Consider the following 14,838-nt stretch of genomic DNA (forward strand, 5'->3'; position numbering starts at 1 on the left):
TCAGGGAGGGCGCTGCGTGGTCATGCAGCCAGCAAGTACCGAACTCGCCCAGCGAACCGCTGCGGTGATCAGCGAATTGAAGAGCCTCGAGGGTCCGCTGATCCCGATCCTTCATGGCGTCCAGGAGGAGTTTGGCTACGTTCCGCAGGAAACGCTGCCGATCATCGCCGAAGCGCTGAACCTGTCGCGCGCCGAAGTGCACGGCGTCTTCACCTTCTACCACGATTTCCGCCATCACCCGGCCGGCCGGCACGTGCTCAAGGTCTGCCAGGCCGAGGCCTGCCAGTCGATGGGCAGCGATGCGATCGCCGCCCAGATCAAGCAGAAGTTCGGCATCGGCTTCCACGAGACCAGCAAGGATGGCGCAGTCACGCTGGAGCCGATCTACTGCCTCGGCCTGTGCGCCTGCGCGCCCGCCGCGATGCTCGACGGCGAAGTGATCGGCCGGCTCGACGCCGACAAGATCGATGAAATCGCCGAGGAGATCCGCTCATGAGCGTGACGATCTACATTCCTGGCGATTCGGGTTCGCTGTCGCTCGGCGCCGAAAAGGTCGCCAAGGCGGTCGAAACAGAGATCGCGGCGCGCGGCATCGACGCCAAGATCGTGCGCAATGGCTCGCGTGGCCTGTACTGGCTCGAGCCGATGGTTGAAGTTGCAACCGAAGCTGGCCGCGTCGCTTACGGCCCGGTGTCCGCCAAGGACGTCGCCTCGCTTTTCGACGCCGGCCTCGCCAGTGGCGGCCAGCACAAGCTGTCGCTCGGCGATCCGGAAAAACTGCCCTTCATCGCCAAGCAGACGCGCCTGACCTTTGCCCGTTGCGGCATCACCGACCCGATTTCGCTGGAAGACTACGAAGCGCATGGCGGCCTCGTTGGCCTGCGCAAGGCGGTTGCCATGGCGCCCGCCGACATCGTCAAGCAGGTGACCGAGTCCGGACTGCGCGGCCGCGGCGGCGCAGGCTTCCCGACCGGCATCAAGTGGAAGACCGTCCTCGATACGCCCGGCGAGCAGAAATACATCGTTTGCAACGCCGACGAGGGCGACTCGGCAACCTTTGCCGACCGCATGATCATGGAAGGCGACCCGTTCGTTCTGATCGAAGGCATGGCGATTGCCGGCCTCGCGACACACGCGACCAAGGGCTACGTCTACATCCGCTCGGAGTATCCGCACGCTATCGTTGCGATGGAAAAGGCGGTCAAGGTGGCGCGCCGCGCCGGCGTGCTCGGCAAGAGCGTTCTCGGATCCTCCCAAGGCTTCGACATCGAGATTCGCTCGGGTGCCGGCGCCTATGTCTGCGGCGAAGAGACCTCGCTGCTCAACAGCCTCGAGGGCAAGCGCGGCGTGGTTCGCGCCAAGCCGCCGCTGCCGGCGATCCAGGGCCTGTTCGGCAAGCCGACAGTCATCAACAACGTCATCTCGCTCGCCTCCGTGCCAATCGTCATGGACAAGGGCGCCCAATACTACAAGGACTTCGGCATGGGCCGCTCGCGCGGCACCATCCCGATCCAGATCGCCGGCAACGTCAAGCATGGCGGCCTGTTTGAAGTGGCTTTCGGCCTGACGCTGGGCGAGATCGTCGACGAGATCGGCGGCGGCACCGCAACCGGCCGCCCGGTCAAGGCAGTGCAGGTCGGCGGCCCGCTCGGCGCCTATTTCCCGCGCGCACTGTTCGACACGCCGTTCGACTACGAGGAATTCGCCAAGCGCGACGGCCTGATCGGCCATGCCGGCATCACCGTGTTCGACGACAGCGCCGACATGCTGAAGCAGGCACGCTTTGCCATGGAATTCTGCGCCATCGAAAGCTGCGGCAAGTGCACGCCCTGCCGCATCGGCTCGACGCGCGGCGTCGAGACGCTCGACAAGCTCAAGCAGAACATCGAGCCGGAAAAGCAGCTCGCGCTGGTGACCGACCTCTGCAACACGATGAAGTTTGGTTCGCTGTGCGCACTGGGTGGCTTCACGCCCTACCCCGTGATGAGCGCCATCAACCATTTCCCCGAAGATTTCCGGCCGGCAGCGGTCGCCCAGGCAGCGGAATAGGAGACGAGATCATGGGTCTCATCCACGAAATCGATTTTGGCACTCCCGCCTCCAAGTCTGAAAAGCAGATCACGCTGACCGTCGACGGCTTCGAGGTCACAGTGCCGGAAGGCACCTCGATCATGCGCGCCTCGATGGAAGCGGGCATTGCCATTCCGAAACTCTGCGCCACCGACATGGTCGACGCCTTCGGCTCGTGCCGGCTTTGCCTGGTCGAGATCGAGGGCCGCAACGGCACGCCGTCGTCCTGCACGACGCCTGTCATGCCCGGGATGGTGGTCCACACCCAGACTGGCCGTCTCAAGGACATCCGCAAGGGCGTGATGGAGCTCTACATCTCCGATCACCCGCTCGACTGCCTGACCTGTGCCGCCAACGGCGACTGCGAACTGCAGGACATGGCGGGTGCTGTCGGCCTGCGCGACGTGCGCTACGGCTATGAAGGCGACAACCACGTTCGCGCCAAGAATGACGGCGTCGAAAACTTCAAGTGGATGGCCAAGGACGAGTCCAATCCGTACTTCACCTACGATCCGTCCAAGTGCATCGTCTGCTCGCGCTGCGTGCGGGCCTGCGAAGAGGTGCAGGGCACGTTTGCACTGACCATCGAAGGCCGCGGCTTCGGCAGCCGTGTTTCGCCCGGTGCGCATGAACTGTTCCTCGACAGCGAGTGCGTGTCCTGCGGCGCCTGCGTGCAGGCCTGCCCGACGGCGACGCTGACGGAAAAGTCGGTGATCGAGATCGGCCAGCCCGAACACTCCGTCGTCACCACCTGCGCCTATTGCGGCGTCGGCTGCTCGTTCAAGGCGGAGATGCGCGGCGACGAGCTGGTGCGCATGGTGCCGTGGAAGGACGGCAAGGCCAATCGTGGCCACTCCTGCGTCAAGGGCCGCTTCGCCTATGGTTATGCCACGCACAAGGAACGCATCCTCAACCCGATGATCCGCGAGAAGATCACCGATCCGTGGCGCGAAGTGTCATGGGAAGAGGCGCTGACGCATACGGCCAAGGAATTCCGCCGCATCCAATACCAGTATGGCCGCGGCGCCATCGGCGGCATCACCTCCTCGCGCTGCACCAATGAGGAAACCTTCCTCGTCCAGAAGCTGATCCGCCAGGGCTTCGGCAACAACAACGTCGACACTTGTGCCCGCGTCTGCCACTCGCCGACTGGCTACGGCCTCGGCCAGACCTACGGTACGTCGGCCGGCACCCAGGACTTCGACTCGGTCGAAGACACCGACGTCGCGCTGATCATCGGCGCCAACCCGGCATCGGCTCACCCGGTGTTCGCTTCGCGCCTGAAGAAGCGCCTGCGCGCCGGCGCCAAGCTGATCGTCATCGATCCGCGCCGCACCGAGATGGTGAAGTCGGCCCATATCGAGGCTGAGCACCACCTTGCGCTGAAGCCGGGCACGAACGTCGCCGTGGTTACCGCAATCGCGCATGTCGTCGTCACCGAAGGCCTGTTCGACGAGAAGTTCATCCGCGAACGCTGCGACTGGTCGGAATTCCAGGATTATGCCGAGTTCGTCTCGGACCCGCGCCACAGCCCCGAGGAAGTCGAAAAGCTGTCGGGCGTTCCGGCTGAGACCATCCGTGGTGCCGCGCGCCTCTACGCAACCGGCGGCAATGGCGCGATCTATTACGGCCTCGGCGTTACCGAGCACAGCCAGGGTTCGACGACCGTCATCGGCATCGCCAACCTCGCCATGCTGACCGGCAATATCGGCCGCAAGGGCGTCGGCGTGAACCCGCTGCGCGGCCAGAACAACGTCCAGGGCGCCTGCGACATGGGCTCGTTCCCGCACGAACTGCCGGGCTACCGCCACATTTCGGGCGACGCCGTGCGCGACATCTATGACAGCCTGTGGGGCGTCAAGCTCGACAACGAGCCGGGCCTGCGCATTCCCAACATGCTGGATGCCGCCGTCGACGGTACTTTCAAGGGCATCTACATCCAGGGCGAAGACATCCTGCAGTCGGACCCCGACACCAAGCACGTGTCTGCCGGCCTGGAAGCCATGGAATGCGTCGTCGTTCAGGACCTGTTCCTCAACGAGACCGCCAATTACGCCCACGTCTTCCTGCCTGGCTCGACCTTCCTCGAAAAGGACGGCACCTTCACCAACGCCGAGCGCCGCATCAACCGTGTGCGCAAGGTGATGGCACCGAAGAACGGCCTCGCCGACTGGGAAGTGACGCAGCGCCTCGCCCAGGCGATGGGCCTGAACTGGAACTACAAGCACCCGTCCGAGATCATGGACGAGGTCGCCAAGACGACGCCGAGCTTCGCCAACGTCTCCTATGAATTCCTGGAGAAGATGGGCTCGGTGCAGTGGCCGTGCAACGAAAAGGCGCCGGAAGGCACGCCGATCATGCACATCGACGGCTTCGTCCGCGGCAAGGGCAAGTTCATCCGCACCGAGTATGTCGCGACCGACGAAAAGACCGGCCCGCGCTTCCCGCTGCTTTTGACCACCGGGCGCATCCTCAGCCAGTACAATGTCGGCGCGCAGACCAGGCGCACCGAAAACGTCGCCTGGCATGCCGAGGACTTGCTGGAAATCCACCCGCACGATGCCGAAAATCGCGGCCTGCGCGATGGCGATTGGGTGCGGCTGCAAAGCCGGGCCGGCGAAACGACGCTCAGGGCACAGATCACCGACAGGGTGTCGCCGGGCGTCGTCTACACGACCTTCCACCACCCCGACACGCAGGCCAACGTCATCACCACCGACTTCTCGGACTGGGCAACCAACTGTCCGGAGTACAAGGTGACGGCGGTCCAGGTCGGCGCCTCCAACGGGCCGTCGGAGTGGCAGAAGGGCTATAACGAGCAGGCGCAGCAGAGCCGCCGCATTGCCGGCCATCTGGAAGCCGCGGAGTAAGAACCGGCTATGTCCGCCTTGGCAACAACGACCAAGAAGGATGCCTATGAAAGGCTCCTTCGCATCTGCGAGAAGCAAGGCGCCGAACTGGACCAGTTCCTTCTTGATGTTCAAGGAACTGTTGCAGATGAGGACTTCGCCAAGCTGCGCTTGATGGTTGGGGAAATAATGGGGTACGGCCACTACGATAGATTCGTGGCCATTGCTAAAGAATTTCCCGAACTGAAACCGGCGTGGATGACGTGATGACCGACCGCCCCGCCGTCACTCAGACCAGCCGTCTCGCCCGCCGAGCGAGCGGCACGACGGTGGCCAATCGCATGGTGCCGGAGGAGACGCCGATCGCGCTGTCTTATGGCGGCACCACCCATGCGGTGATGATGGCAAGCCCGGCCGACTTCGAGGATTTCGCGCTCGGCTTTTCGCTGACCGAAGGCATCATCGGCTCGGTCGAAGAGATCGAGTCGATCGAGGTGCTTGACGTCGAGGCCGGCATCGACATCCAGATCAGGCTCAAGGACAAGGCCAACAAGCGCTTCGAGCAGCGCCGCCGCCGCCTCGCCGGCCCTGTCGGTTGTGGCCTCTGCGGCATCGAATCCATCGAGGAAGCGATGCGTTCGGTCGACGACGTACACCAGCCGAAGCTTGGGCTTTTGGCCGATGACATTGTCCAGGCGGTGAAACTCTTGTCCAAGGTCCAGCCGCTGCATGCTGAGACCGGCGCGGTACACGCCGCCGGCTTCTATGTGCCAGGCAAGGGCATTGTCGCGGCGCGCGAGGATGTCGGCCGCCACAACGCGCTCGACAAGCTCGCCGGCGCGCTCGACAAGGCCCACATCGACGGTGGTTCGGGCGCCGTGGTGGTGACCAGCCGCGTATCGGTGGAAATGGTCCAGAAGACGGCGGCCATCGGCGCGCCCTTCATCATTGCCGTGTCGGCGCCGACCGCATTGGCCATCCGTACCGCCGAACAGGCCGGCATGACGCTGATTGCGCTCGTGCGTGGCGACGATTTCGACATCTTCACCCATCCAGACCGCGTCAGTACCGGAGCCGCCAAAAATGTCGCATGAAGAGCACAGGATGGGGACGAAGGAAAAGCTCGTCTACATGGCGAACCAGATCGCGACCTTCTTCGAAACCAAGCCGCATGACGAGGGCGTGGCGGGTGTTGCCAAGCACATCAACGATTTCTGGGATCCGCGCATGCGGCGCCAGTTCTTCGAGATGTTCGATGAAGGCGGCAAGGGCATGAAGCCGCTGGTGATCGAAGCGGCCGCAACGATCCGCCGCCCCAGGCAGGACGCCGCCTGAAAGGCAGGAGCGGGGATGGGCGAGGCCCTCACCTTCCAGCCTGAAACCTGTTATGTTAGCCACTCCTGATGCAAATTCGCAGGCGGAATGGCTGTGCCAAGGCCGATCGCTACTCGATATGCGCGCAGCGGTGACGTCCGGATCGCCTATCAGGTGGTTGGCCAGGGTCCGTTCGACCTCGTCTTCGTTCCCGGCTTCATCTCCAATCTCGATCTGCACTGGGAAGACGAAGGCTACAGCCGGCTGCTGTCGCGCCTCTCCACATTCTCCCGCCTGATCCTGTTCGACAAGCGCGGTACCGGGCTTTCCGACCGCGTCGACACGAACGCCCTGCCAAGCCTCGAAACGCGCATGGACGACGTGCGCGCGGTGATGGATGCGGCCGGATCCAGCCGCGCGGCGATCCTCGGGGCCTCCGAGGGTGCGCCGATGGCGATACTGTTTGCCGCCACCTATCCCGAACGGACACGCTCGCTGGTGCTTTATGCCGGCTACGCCCATTTCCACAAATGGGTGATGGACCCGGCACGGCTGCAGGGCTTCATCGACGCGGCCGAGACATGCTGGGGCACTGGTGCCACGCTGCAGAACTTTGCGCCAGGACGCCTCGACGATATCAGGTTCGCCACCTGGTGGGCACGCTTCGAGCGTCTGTCGGCGAGCCCTACGGCGGCGGCGGCACTGGCGCGGATGAACGCCGAAATCGACGTGCGCGGCGTGCTGGGCAGCATCCGCGCGCCGACGCTGCTGATCCACCGTCGCAACGATGTGCGGGTCGCCCCCGACGCCAGCCGCTACCTGGCGCGGAAAATTCCAGACGCACGGCTCGCCGAGATCAGCGGGCGCGACCATCCCATCTGGACCGGCGACGTCAACCGTGTCGCCGACCTGATCGAGGAGTTCCTGACCGGCACACATGCGCCGCCTGACACCGAGCGGGTTCTGGCCGCACTGCTGGTGACGCGTGTCTCGGACACGGCGCGACTCGGCGACCGGATGTGGAGCGAACGCAGCCTGCGCTTCCAGGAAACGCTACGCCTGCTGGTCGGCCGCCATGGCGGCCGCATCGTCGACCAGTATGGCGACGTGGTTGTATCCCGCTTTGACGGGCCGGCGCGCGCCATCAGATGTGCGGCCGCACTGCGCGACGCAGCACAAGGCATCGGCATTGCGAGTGCCCAGGGCGTGCATGTCGGCGAGATCGAGGCACGCGGCCCGCCATCGGGACTGACCGTGCGTGTCGCCATCAAGATCGCCGAGCATGCCGGGCGCGGCAGCATCCTGGCGTCGCGGCTTGTCTCCGAAATCGCGACCGGTTCGGGTCTGCATTTCGTCGACGCCGGCCACCTGCCGCTGGACGACCTCGACGGCCCGCTGGCGCTGGTCGAGGCGACGTCGGAACAGCACCTCGAACCGGCATGCCGCAGCCGGACACCTGCATCGGTCGAGCCATCGGCACTGACGGCACGCGAGAACGAGGTCGTCGCACTCATCGCCGACGGCAAGAGCAACGCCGCCATCGCCATCGAACTCAGCCTCAGTGAGCACACGGTGAAGCGCCATGTCGCCAATATACTGACCAAGCTCGACCTGCCCTCGCGGGCGGCGGCGGCGGCATTCGCGGTGCGGCAGACTGGCCCGGACGGGCCATAGGACCAATGGCCTTTTCGGGCGAAGCGACGACGCGGCGCCGGGGACTACAGTTTTCCGATGCAGGCAGGGCGGAAACAGCGCCTCGAAACTGCGAAGGAGGAAGACATGACAAAGGCAAGTGGAATGCTCACCACGCTGGCGATGGCAGCCGGTTTCGCCGTCTTGGCCGCATCGAGCGCCGGCGCCGAAGGCGCCTCGGCCGAGGCAACCTACAAGGACATCGAAGCGACGCTCGGCTCGGTGCCCAGCTTCTTCAAGGCGTTTCCCGAGTCGGGCATTTCAGGCGCCTGGGCCGAGTTCAAGGGCGTTCAGCTCAATCCCAAGACCGCGCTGAACGGCAAGACCAAGGAACTTGTCGGCCTGGCCGTCGCCGCCCAGATCCCATGCGACTACTGCATCTATTTCCACACTGCGGCGGCCAAGGCCAATGGCGCGACGGACGAAGAGATCCGCGAGGCGGTGGCGATGGCGGCGATCGTTCGCCACTGGTCGACGGTGCTGAACGGCATGCAGGTCGACTACCCGCAGTTCAAGCAGGAGGTCGACACGGCAATGGCCGCTGCCAAGGCGAAGTCGCAATAGCTTTTCGGGTCCCGGCTGGGACCGTCAACACAACGCCGCCGAAAGGCCGGCCGACAGGAGGATAAGATGCTTGCCACCAAGGAAGCCGTCACCGGTGCCTCGATCAAAAAGGCGATCGAAAGCCGCGACGGGCCGATGCTTTCCAGCTTCTACGCCGACGACGCGCTGGTGCGCGTCATCGACCGCAACAACCCGCCCAGCAAGCCGCGCGAGATCCACGGCCGGGCTGCGATCACCACATTCTGGGATGACATCTGCAGCCGCGCGATGAGCCATCGCGTCGACCTGACCATTGCGCAAGGCGACAACCTCGCCTTCTCGCAGGACTGCGCCTACCCCGACGGCACCAAGGTCTTCTGCGCTGCCATGCTGGAACTCAAGGATGGCAAAATCGCGCGGCAGACCGTCGTGCAGGCCTGGGACGAGTGATCGGATGCGGGCGAATGGTCGCCCGCCAGATGGGAGGAAGCCATGTTCGTCGCACGATGGAAGATCGATGCCCGCTTCGGGCACAAGCAGAGCGCCATCGATCTGTTGCGCCAATGGGAGCGGGAAATCGGCCCGCAGGCCGGAACCGACAAGATGGCCATGCAGATCCTGACCGGATCGATCGGCGCCAAGGAAGCCACAATCGAGGTCAACCACAACGTCGAAAGCCTGGCACAGATCGAAGAGATGTTCGCCAAGCTCTCCAAGGTCGACGCCCATGCCCAATGGGGAAAGAAACTCGAGCCTTTCGTGGTCTCAGGCTCGTCCTACTGGAACTTCTATCGGGTGATCCAGGATTAGCCGATCCTGTCTGCGGCGGGCAACAGCCGCCGCAGACCGAGGAGTCAGCCTAAGCTAGGAATGCGTTTCGCCCGGGGGATGGTCGCTCGCCCCCCGGGTGCTATGGCGCAGCGCCAGCAGAAAGACGATCTCGGCGACGACGACGATGGCGATGATGCGGAAGCCGATGGTCACCGGGTCGTGGTTGCTGTCGCGCATCAGATAGCCGCCGATCAGGAAAGCAGCGTTCCAGACGAAGGCGCCTGTCACCGTGGCCAGCGCGAAGGGCACGAAGGACAGCCTGAGCACCCCCGCCTCGAGCGCGAGATAGGTCCGCGCGACCGGCACCAGCTGGGCGATCAGCGAAGCGCGGAAGTTGTTGCGGCGATAGGCCTGCGTCAGCTTCAGATAGGTCGCATGCTTGAGAAAGATGAACTTGCCGAAGCGCCTGACCGCTGCATCGGCGCGGTCAGGTCCCAGCCAGTTGCCGCCGGTGTACCAGATCATCGATCCCAGTGTCGAACCGAGCGTGGTCGCAAACATCAGCGCGACAAGCATCGGCACGTCGGATGCCGCCGTCATGCCGAGGAACAACAGCAGCACGTGCGAGGGCGGGACAGGCGAGATCTTCTCGGTGAAGGCAAGACATGCCGCGCCAAGCAGACCGAAGCCCAGGAACGATGGAATCATGAAAAGCGCCAGTCGTAACTCTTTGCCGGCTTCATCCTTGTGATCCGATAGACGGCCGCCGGCGGCAGGTTGCGGAAGGTATGGCCAATGCGTGTCACTTCGAGATCGAGCCTGTCGAGAAGCGGCTGATCAATAGGGCACCGGAAGCCGTATGTGAATAGGTACATCGCCCCTTCGGGCCTGAGGTTGGCGAAAACGCCTTCGAGAATGGCGAGCGTCTGGCGCGGCGGGATCGCCAGGAACGGCAAGCCGCTGACGGCCGCGCCAGCGACCGGGCCGTCATAGATCGGCCGGTAACGCAGGTCGGCTGCATCCATCTCCAGCACCCGTGACTTGGGGAAGCGGCACCTGAGCAAATGGGCGAAATCGCTGTTGAACTCGATCAGCGTCATGTCGCTTTCCCTGACGCCACGCGCCAGCATGGCGCGGGTGAACGGCCCGGTGCCGGCGCCAAGTTCGAGGACTGGTCCGGTCTCTGGCCCGAGCTCCTGGGTCATCAGCGTTGCCAGGCTGGAGCTGGACGGCGCTATCGACGCGACCTTGAGTGGTGCGGTGGCCCATGCCATGAGAAAGGATAAAGTGTCATTTGCGGCCATTGCGAACCTCTTTCGAAATCGTCGGGCGGCGAATCGGTCGCCAGCCTTTAGCGAAAGCTGTTTGAGGCCGCTGGATTACACATGCATTGCGTCAAAGGCACAGAAGCAGGCATTTTGGCGGCTGCCCCCATTTGCCGTCCTATCGCGCAATGCTTCTGCAATGTTGGGGGAATAGCCGGGCGGCACCGAGGGGCGCTTCGAGGAATGAAATGCGCATACTGCTTGTGGAAGACGAGCCAGAACTGGCGTCGGCTTTGAAGACGGCGTTGCGGCGATACGACATGGTGGTGGATCACGCCGCATCGCTGCTGGAGGCCGGCGACTTTGCCGCCAGCGAGAACTACGACGCGATCCTGCTCGACCGGCAGTTGCCCGACGGCGACGGCCTGACGCTGGTGCCGAAGATTCGCGCCCGCGGCAACGCAACGCCGGTGCTGGTGCTGACGGCACGCAGCGACACCTCCGACAAGGTCGACGGGCTCGACATGGGCGCCGACGACTACCTGGCCAAGCCTTTCGCCTTCGAGGAACTGCTGGCACGGCTGCGCGCCCTGCTGCGCCGGCCGGCCAATGTGCAAACGCAGGTCATCCGTGCCGGCGACCTTGCCTTTGACCTCGGCCATCGCGAGGTTCTGGTTCGCGGCGAGCCGCTGACCCTGCCGCGCCGCGAACTGCTGGTGCTGGAGGCGCTGTTGCGCCGGACAGGCCGCATGGTGCAACGTTCGTCGCTGATGGAAGCGGTGTTCGGCCTCGACGACGAGATCCAGTCCAATGCGCTCGACACGCATGTGTCGCGGCTGCGCCGCAAGCTGGCTGAGGCCGACGCCAAGGTCGAGATCAACGGCGTGCGCGGCGTCGGCTACCTCCTGCGCGAGATTTCATGACCATTCAGAAAATCATCCGCCTGGGGGGGCGCTTCTTCCGCCCCATCTCGCTGAAATGGCGGCTGGTATGGCGGCTGGTGATCCTGCAAGTGATCCTGCTGACGCTGCTGATTGCCATGATCCTCGGTGCCCTGATCGTCACCGGCGTCATCCCGGACAATTATGAGGGCCGGGCGGTCGACGTGCTGCGCAAGGTGGTACGCCGGGACGATGCCGGCGAGCTTGTGCTCAAGAGCACGCCGCGTTTGACGGAACTGCGCGAGGAAGTGCCTGACCTCTGGTTCGTGCTGCGCGACGAGCAAGGGCACTCGTTGAAAGAGGGCACGATTCCACCCGAATTCACCCGTATGGCCGCGGCGCTCGATCATATCGACAACGCCAAGCTGGTCTGGAAAAAGGGATCGACGCTGCCGGCCGCGACGGTGATGTGGTATGACACCAGCGCTGGAAAGATCCAGATATTCACCGGCGCGCAAGGCCGTTTCAAGGTATCTGCGCTGCTCGACGTGACGCCGGAAATAATCATGGAAATCATCCTGCCGATCGGCGGGGTGATGGCAGTTGCGACGCTGCTGGTGATCCCTCTGGTGGTGCGCAGCGCCTTCCGGGGGCTGAGACAGGCCGCCGCGCTGGCCGAGAAGATCGACATCGACGAGCGCGGCATGCGGCTGCCGGTCGAGCGCATCCCTTCGGAGATCGCGCCACTGGTCAGGGCCGTCAACGGCGCGCTCGACCGCCTCGACAAAGGTTATGAGCGGCACAAACGCTTCCTGATCGACGCCGCGCATGAGTTGCGAACGCCGGTCGCCATCCTCAACACCCGCATCACCTCGCTGCCGGCGACGCCCGAGCGGGCGCGGCTGCTGCAGGACACGGCGCGGCTGTCGACGCTGACCGACCAGTTGCTCGACATCCAACGCCTCGGCCGACAGAAACAGCAGTTCACCCGCTTCGACCTCGTGGCGGTGGCGCGCGGGGTCGTTGTCGATCTCGCGCCGATGGCTTTTGCCGCCGGCTACGAGATGTCGTTCGAGCCAGCGCGCGGTGAGCTGTTCGCCAATGGCGATCGCACCGCCGTCGAGCGCGCCATCACCAATCTGGTGCAGAACGCCATCGAGCATGGCGGCAACGCCGGCAGGATCACCATCGGCGTCAACAGCCCGGCCACGATCGAGGTTTCCGACGAAGGTGACGGCGTGCCCGCGGCCGAGCGGGAGAAGATCTTCGAGCCGTTCTACCGCCTGCGCCCTCGCGGCCATGGTGCTGGCCTTGGCCTCAACCTCGTGCATGAGATCATGCAGATCCATGGTGGCCGGATCGAACTCGCCGGCAGCGACAGGAAGGGCGCCTGCTTCAGGCTGGTCTTCGCGCAGGCGTGAGTCCCTGTCTCACCGCCCCGCGATGGTGAGCTGCGCGCCGGCGTCACCGAGCGCCTGGGCAAGATCTTCGGACGGCTGCCTGTCGGTGACGAGTTCGGTGAAGGCGGTGAAGCCGCAGACCTGGACCAGGCCCTTGCGGCCGAACTTGCTGTGGTCGGTGACGACGACCGAGCGCTGGCCACGCGCCAGCACGACGCGGGCGAACTCGGCTTCCTCTAGGTTGTAGTCCATGACGCCGTTTTCGGCGTCGACAGCACCGGCTGAGATCACCGCGTGGGTGACGGCGAAACGGCTGACGAACTCGATGGCCGAGACGCCGAAGGCCGCACCACTGTCGCTGCGCAATTCACCGCCGGCCATGTAGACCTTGTTGCCGTTCACCGTGGCGAGCGTGCGGGCGATGTCGGACGAATTGGTCACCACGGTCAGCCGGCGGTGGCCGAGCAGTTCCCGGGCAAGGTAGCTGGTGGTGGTGCCGGTATCGAGCATGACCGACTCGCCATCATGGATGGTGGCGGCGACGGCCTTGGCGATGGCGCGCTTGGCGTCGGCATTGTCGCGCATGCGGCGTTCAAAGGGTGCTTCGCCCACCACCGACGGCAGGCCGATGGCACCATGCATCTTGAGGATCGAGCCATTGTCGGCGAGCGGCTTGACGTCGCGCCGCACGGTTTCGAGCGACACGCCGAGCTTGTCGGCGAGATCGGCGATGGTGATCGTGCCCTCATCTTCGAGCAGGCGCAGGATTTCGCTATGGCGCTTGGAGTGGTTCATCTTGCAGACCTGTTGGGCGACGTACAGTAGCTTGACTTGTTTTCATGATATGATGGCCGTTCTTTCGTCGAATTTCCACATTCATCGGTCAAAAAAACACATAAAACCTCAAACACTCGTTGACAACGTGCGTTACGCTGCGTGACACTCATATAGTAACCTGGCAGGAGCCGCCGTCGCCAATGCCGTGCGGGCCTTCGGGTATACCAAGAAGAAACAACATCTTCAGAGGGTGATCAGGAGGCACGACATGTTCGCGCGCAACAAGGTTTTGCAGTCCGCAGCGATAGCACTGGCGCTGTCAGCTGCGTTTGCCATGACACCGGCCACGGCACAGGAATCCACCGACCCAATCAAGCTGACACTACACGACTGGACTGGTCAGTTGATCACCACCGAGATCATGGGCGAAGTGCTGAAGAAGGGCGGATACAACATTGAATATGTCCAGGCCGACTATCTCGCGCAGTTTGCCGGGCTTGAAGCCGGCGACCTGCATGTGGCGATGGAGATGTGGGAGACCACCGGACGCGACGCCATGGACGCGGCGACGGCAACTGGCAAGGTAGAGAACATCGGCCCGACCGGCATGAAGGCCAAGGAAGAATGGTGGTTCCCCGAATACATGAAGGAGAAGTGCCCAGGCCTTCCCAATTGGGAAGCACTGAAGGAAGCGTCGTGCGCCGAGGCGTTCTCCACCGCTGAAACCGCCCCAAAGGGGCGCTATCTCGGCGGCCCAGTCACCTGGGGCGGCTTCGACGATGAGCGTGTGCAGGCGCTCGACCTGCCCTTCGAAGTAATCCATGCCGGCACCGACGCCGCACTGTTTGCCGAACTCGAAAGTGCCTATCAGCGGCAGGCGCCGATCATGCTGTGGATCTACGCACCGCATTGGGCGCCGGCCAAATACAAGGGCGAATGGGTCGAATTCCCAGCATATACCAAGGAATGCTACGAGGACCCGAAATGGGGCTCGAATGCCGCCGCCCAATATGATTGCGGCAAGCCTTTCGGCGAAATCTGGAAAGTCGGCTGGTCAGGCGTCAAGGATAAATGGCCCGGCGCCTATGCCGCGATCAAAGCGTTCACGATCAACAATGACGAGATGGGCGCAATGATCACCAAGGTCGACCTCGACGGAAAGAGCGTCAGCGACGTGGTGGCGGAGTGGATGGGCGCCAACGAAGCCCGCTGGTCCGGCTGGATCAAGAAATAGACCGCATTCCCGCCTTCGGGGCGGAACGAACGACGCGTGTCA

Annotated in this window: 16 protein-coding genes; 13 read left to right on the forward strand and 3 right to left on the reverse strand. The window is 63.8% G+C overall.

Annotated features, from left to right (window positions below; all coding sequences use genetic code 11):
* Nucleotides 1–16: 16 nt before the first annotated feature.
* From IHE39_RS14925 to IHE39_RS14970, 10 genes are all read left to right on the forward strand, one after another.
* Nucleotides 17–496, forward strand: coding sequence for a formate dehydrogenase subunit gamma (locus tag IHE39_RS14925; RefSeq protein WP_184772008.1), 480 nt, complete (start codon nucleotides 17–19; stop codon nucleotides 494–496).
* A complete protein-coding gene (locus tag IHE39_RS14930; RefSeq protein WP_192567023.1) occupies nucleotides 493–2,049 on the forward strand; it encodes a formate dehydrogenase beta subunit in 1,557 nt (518 codons plus the stop codon). The genes IHE39_RS14925 and IHE39_RS14930 overlap by 4 nt, the downstream gene beginning before the upstream one ends.
* An 11-nt stretch (nucleotides 2,050–2,060) precedes the next feature.
* Nucleotides 2,061–4,940, forward strand: a complete 2,880-nt coding sequence (gene fdhF / locus IHE39_RS14935; protein ID WP_192567024.1) for a formate dehydrogenase subunit alpha — start codon at nucleotides 2,061–2,063, stop codon at nucleotides 4,938–4,940.
* A gap of 9 nt (nucleotides 4,941–4,949) precedes the next feature.
* Nucleotides 4,950–5,186 (forward strand): hypothetical protein, encoded by a 237-nt coding sequence (locus IHE39_RS14940; protein ID WP_192567025.1) that lies wholly within the window; start codon nucleotides 4,950–4,952, stop codon nucleotides 5,184–5,186.
* The gene (gene fdhD / locus IHE39_RS14945; RefSeq protein ID WP_210327581.1) at nucleotides 5,186–6,013 is read left to right on the forward strand and encodes a formate dehydrogenase accessory sulfurtransferase FdhD; all 828 of its coding nucleotides are present in this window, start codon (nucleotides 5,186–5,188) and stop codon (nucleotides 6,011–6,013) included. Before IHE39_RS14940 ends, fdhD begins: the two co-directional genes overlap by 1 nt.
* Nucleotides 6,014–6,023: 10 nt before the next feature.
* Nucleotides 6,024–6,254 (forward strand): formate dehydrogenase subunit delta, encoded by a 231-nt coding sequence (locus IHE39_RS14950; protein ID WP_246485497.1) that lies wholly within the window; start codon nucleotides 6,024–6,026, stop codon nucleotides 6,252–6,254.
* A gap of 87 nt (nucleotides 6,255–6,341) precedes the next feature.
* The gene (locus tag IHE39_RS14955) at nucleotides 6,342–7,907 is read left to right on the forward strand and encodes an alpha/beta fold hydrolase (RefSeq protein WP_192567027.1); all 1,566 of its coding nucleotides are present in this window, start codon (nucleotides 6,342–6,344) and stop codon (nucleotides 7,905–7,907) included.
* 105 nt (nucleotides 7,908–8,012) lie between these two features.
* Nucleotides 8,013–8,489, forward strand: coding sequence for a carboxymuconolactone decarboxylase family protein (locus IHE39_RS14960; RefSeq protein WP_192567028.1), 477 nt, complete (start codon nucleotides 8,013–8,015; stop codon nucleotides 8,487–8,489).
* Between the two features lie 66 nt (nucleotides 8,490–8,555).
* Nucleotides 8,556–8,918, forward strand: a complete 363-nt coding sequence (locus IHE39_RS14965) for a nuclear transport factor 2 family protein (protein ID WP_192567029.1) — start codon at nucleotides 8,556–8,558, stop codon at nucleotides 8,916–8,918.
* Between the two features lie 42 nt (nucleotides 8,919–8,960).
* Nucleotides 8,961–9,278, forward strand: coding sequence for a hypothetical protein (locus IHE39_RS14970; protein WP_192567030.1), 318 nt, complete (start codon nucleotides 8,961–8,963; stop codon nucleotides 9,276–9,278).
* Nucleotides 9,279–9,332: 54 nt separating this feature from the next.
* Here the strand turns inward: IHE39_RS14970 and IHE39_RS14975 are convergent, their stop codons facing one another.
* Together IHE39_RS14975 and IHE39_RS14980 are read right to left on the reverse strand one after the other, a co-directional pair.
* Nucleotides 9,333–9,947, reverse strand: coding sequence for a DedA family protein (locus tag IHE39_RS14975; RefSeq protein ID WP_192567031.1), 615 nt, complete (start codon nucleotides 9,945–9,947; stop codon nucleotides 9,333–9,335).
* A complete protein-coding gene (locus IHE39_RS14980; protein ID WP_246485498.1) occupies nucleotides 9,944–10,444 on the reverse strand; it encodes a class I SAM-dependent methyltransferase in 501 nt (166 codons plus the stop codon). The genes IHE39_RS14975 and IHE39_RS14980 overlap by 4 nt, the downstream gene beginning before the upstream one ends.
* Before the next feature lie 308 nt (nucleotides 10,445–10,752).
* Here IHE39_RS14980 and IHE39_RS14985 point away from each other — a divergent pair, with 308 nt between their 5' ends.
* Both IHE39_RS14985 and IHE39_RS14990 read left to right on the forward strand, forming a co-directional pair.
* Nucleotides 10,753–11,427, forward strand: a complete 675-nt coding sequence (locus IHE39_RS14985) for a response regulator transcription factor (protein ID WP_184772028.1) — start codon at nucleotides 10,753–10,755, stop codon at nucleotides 11,425–11,427.
* Nucleotides 11,424–12,806 (forward strand): sensor histidine kinase, encoded by a 1,383-nt coding sequence (locus IHE39_RS14990; RefSeq protein WP_192567032.1) that lies wholly within the window; start codon nucleotides 11,424–11,426, stop codon nucleotides 12,804–12,806. Before IHE39_RS14985 ends, IHE39_RS14990 begins: the two co-directional genes overlap by 4 nt.
* Before the next feature lie 9 nt (nucleotides 12,807–12,815).
* Here the strand turns inward: IHE39_RS14990 and IHE39_RS14995 are convergent, their stop codons facing one another.
* Entirely contained in the window at nucleotides 12,816–13,580 is a 765-nt protein-coding gene (locus tag IHE39_RS14995) for a DeoR/GlpR family DNA-binding transcription regulator (RefSeq protein WP_184772032.1), read from the reverse strand.
* A gap of 250 nt (nucleotides 13,581–13,830) precedes the next feature.
* On the opposite strand from IHE39_RS14995, the gene IHE39_RS15000 reads away from it, so the two are divergent.
* Complete coding sequence (locus IHE39_RS15000; protein WP_192567033.1) at nucleotides 13,831–14,796, forward strand: ABC transporter substrate-binding protein; 966 nt, start codon at nucleotides 13,831–13,833, stop codon at nucleotides 14,794–14,796.
* Nucleotides 14,797–14,838: the final 42 nt, after the last annotated feature.

Source organism: Aminobacter carboxidus, assembly GCF_014863355.1.
In the GTDB taxonomy this organism is placed as follows: domain Bacteria; phylum Pseudomonadota; class Alphaproteobacteria; order Rhizobiales; family Rhizobiaceae; genus Aminobacter; species Aminobacter carboxidus.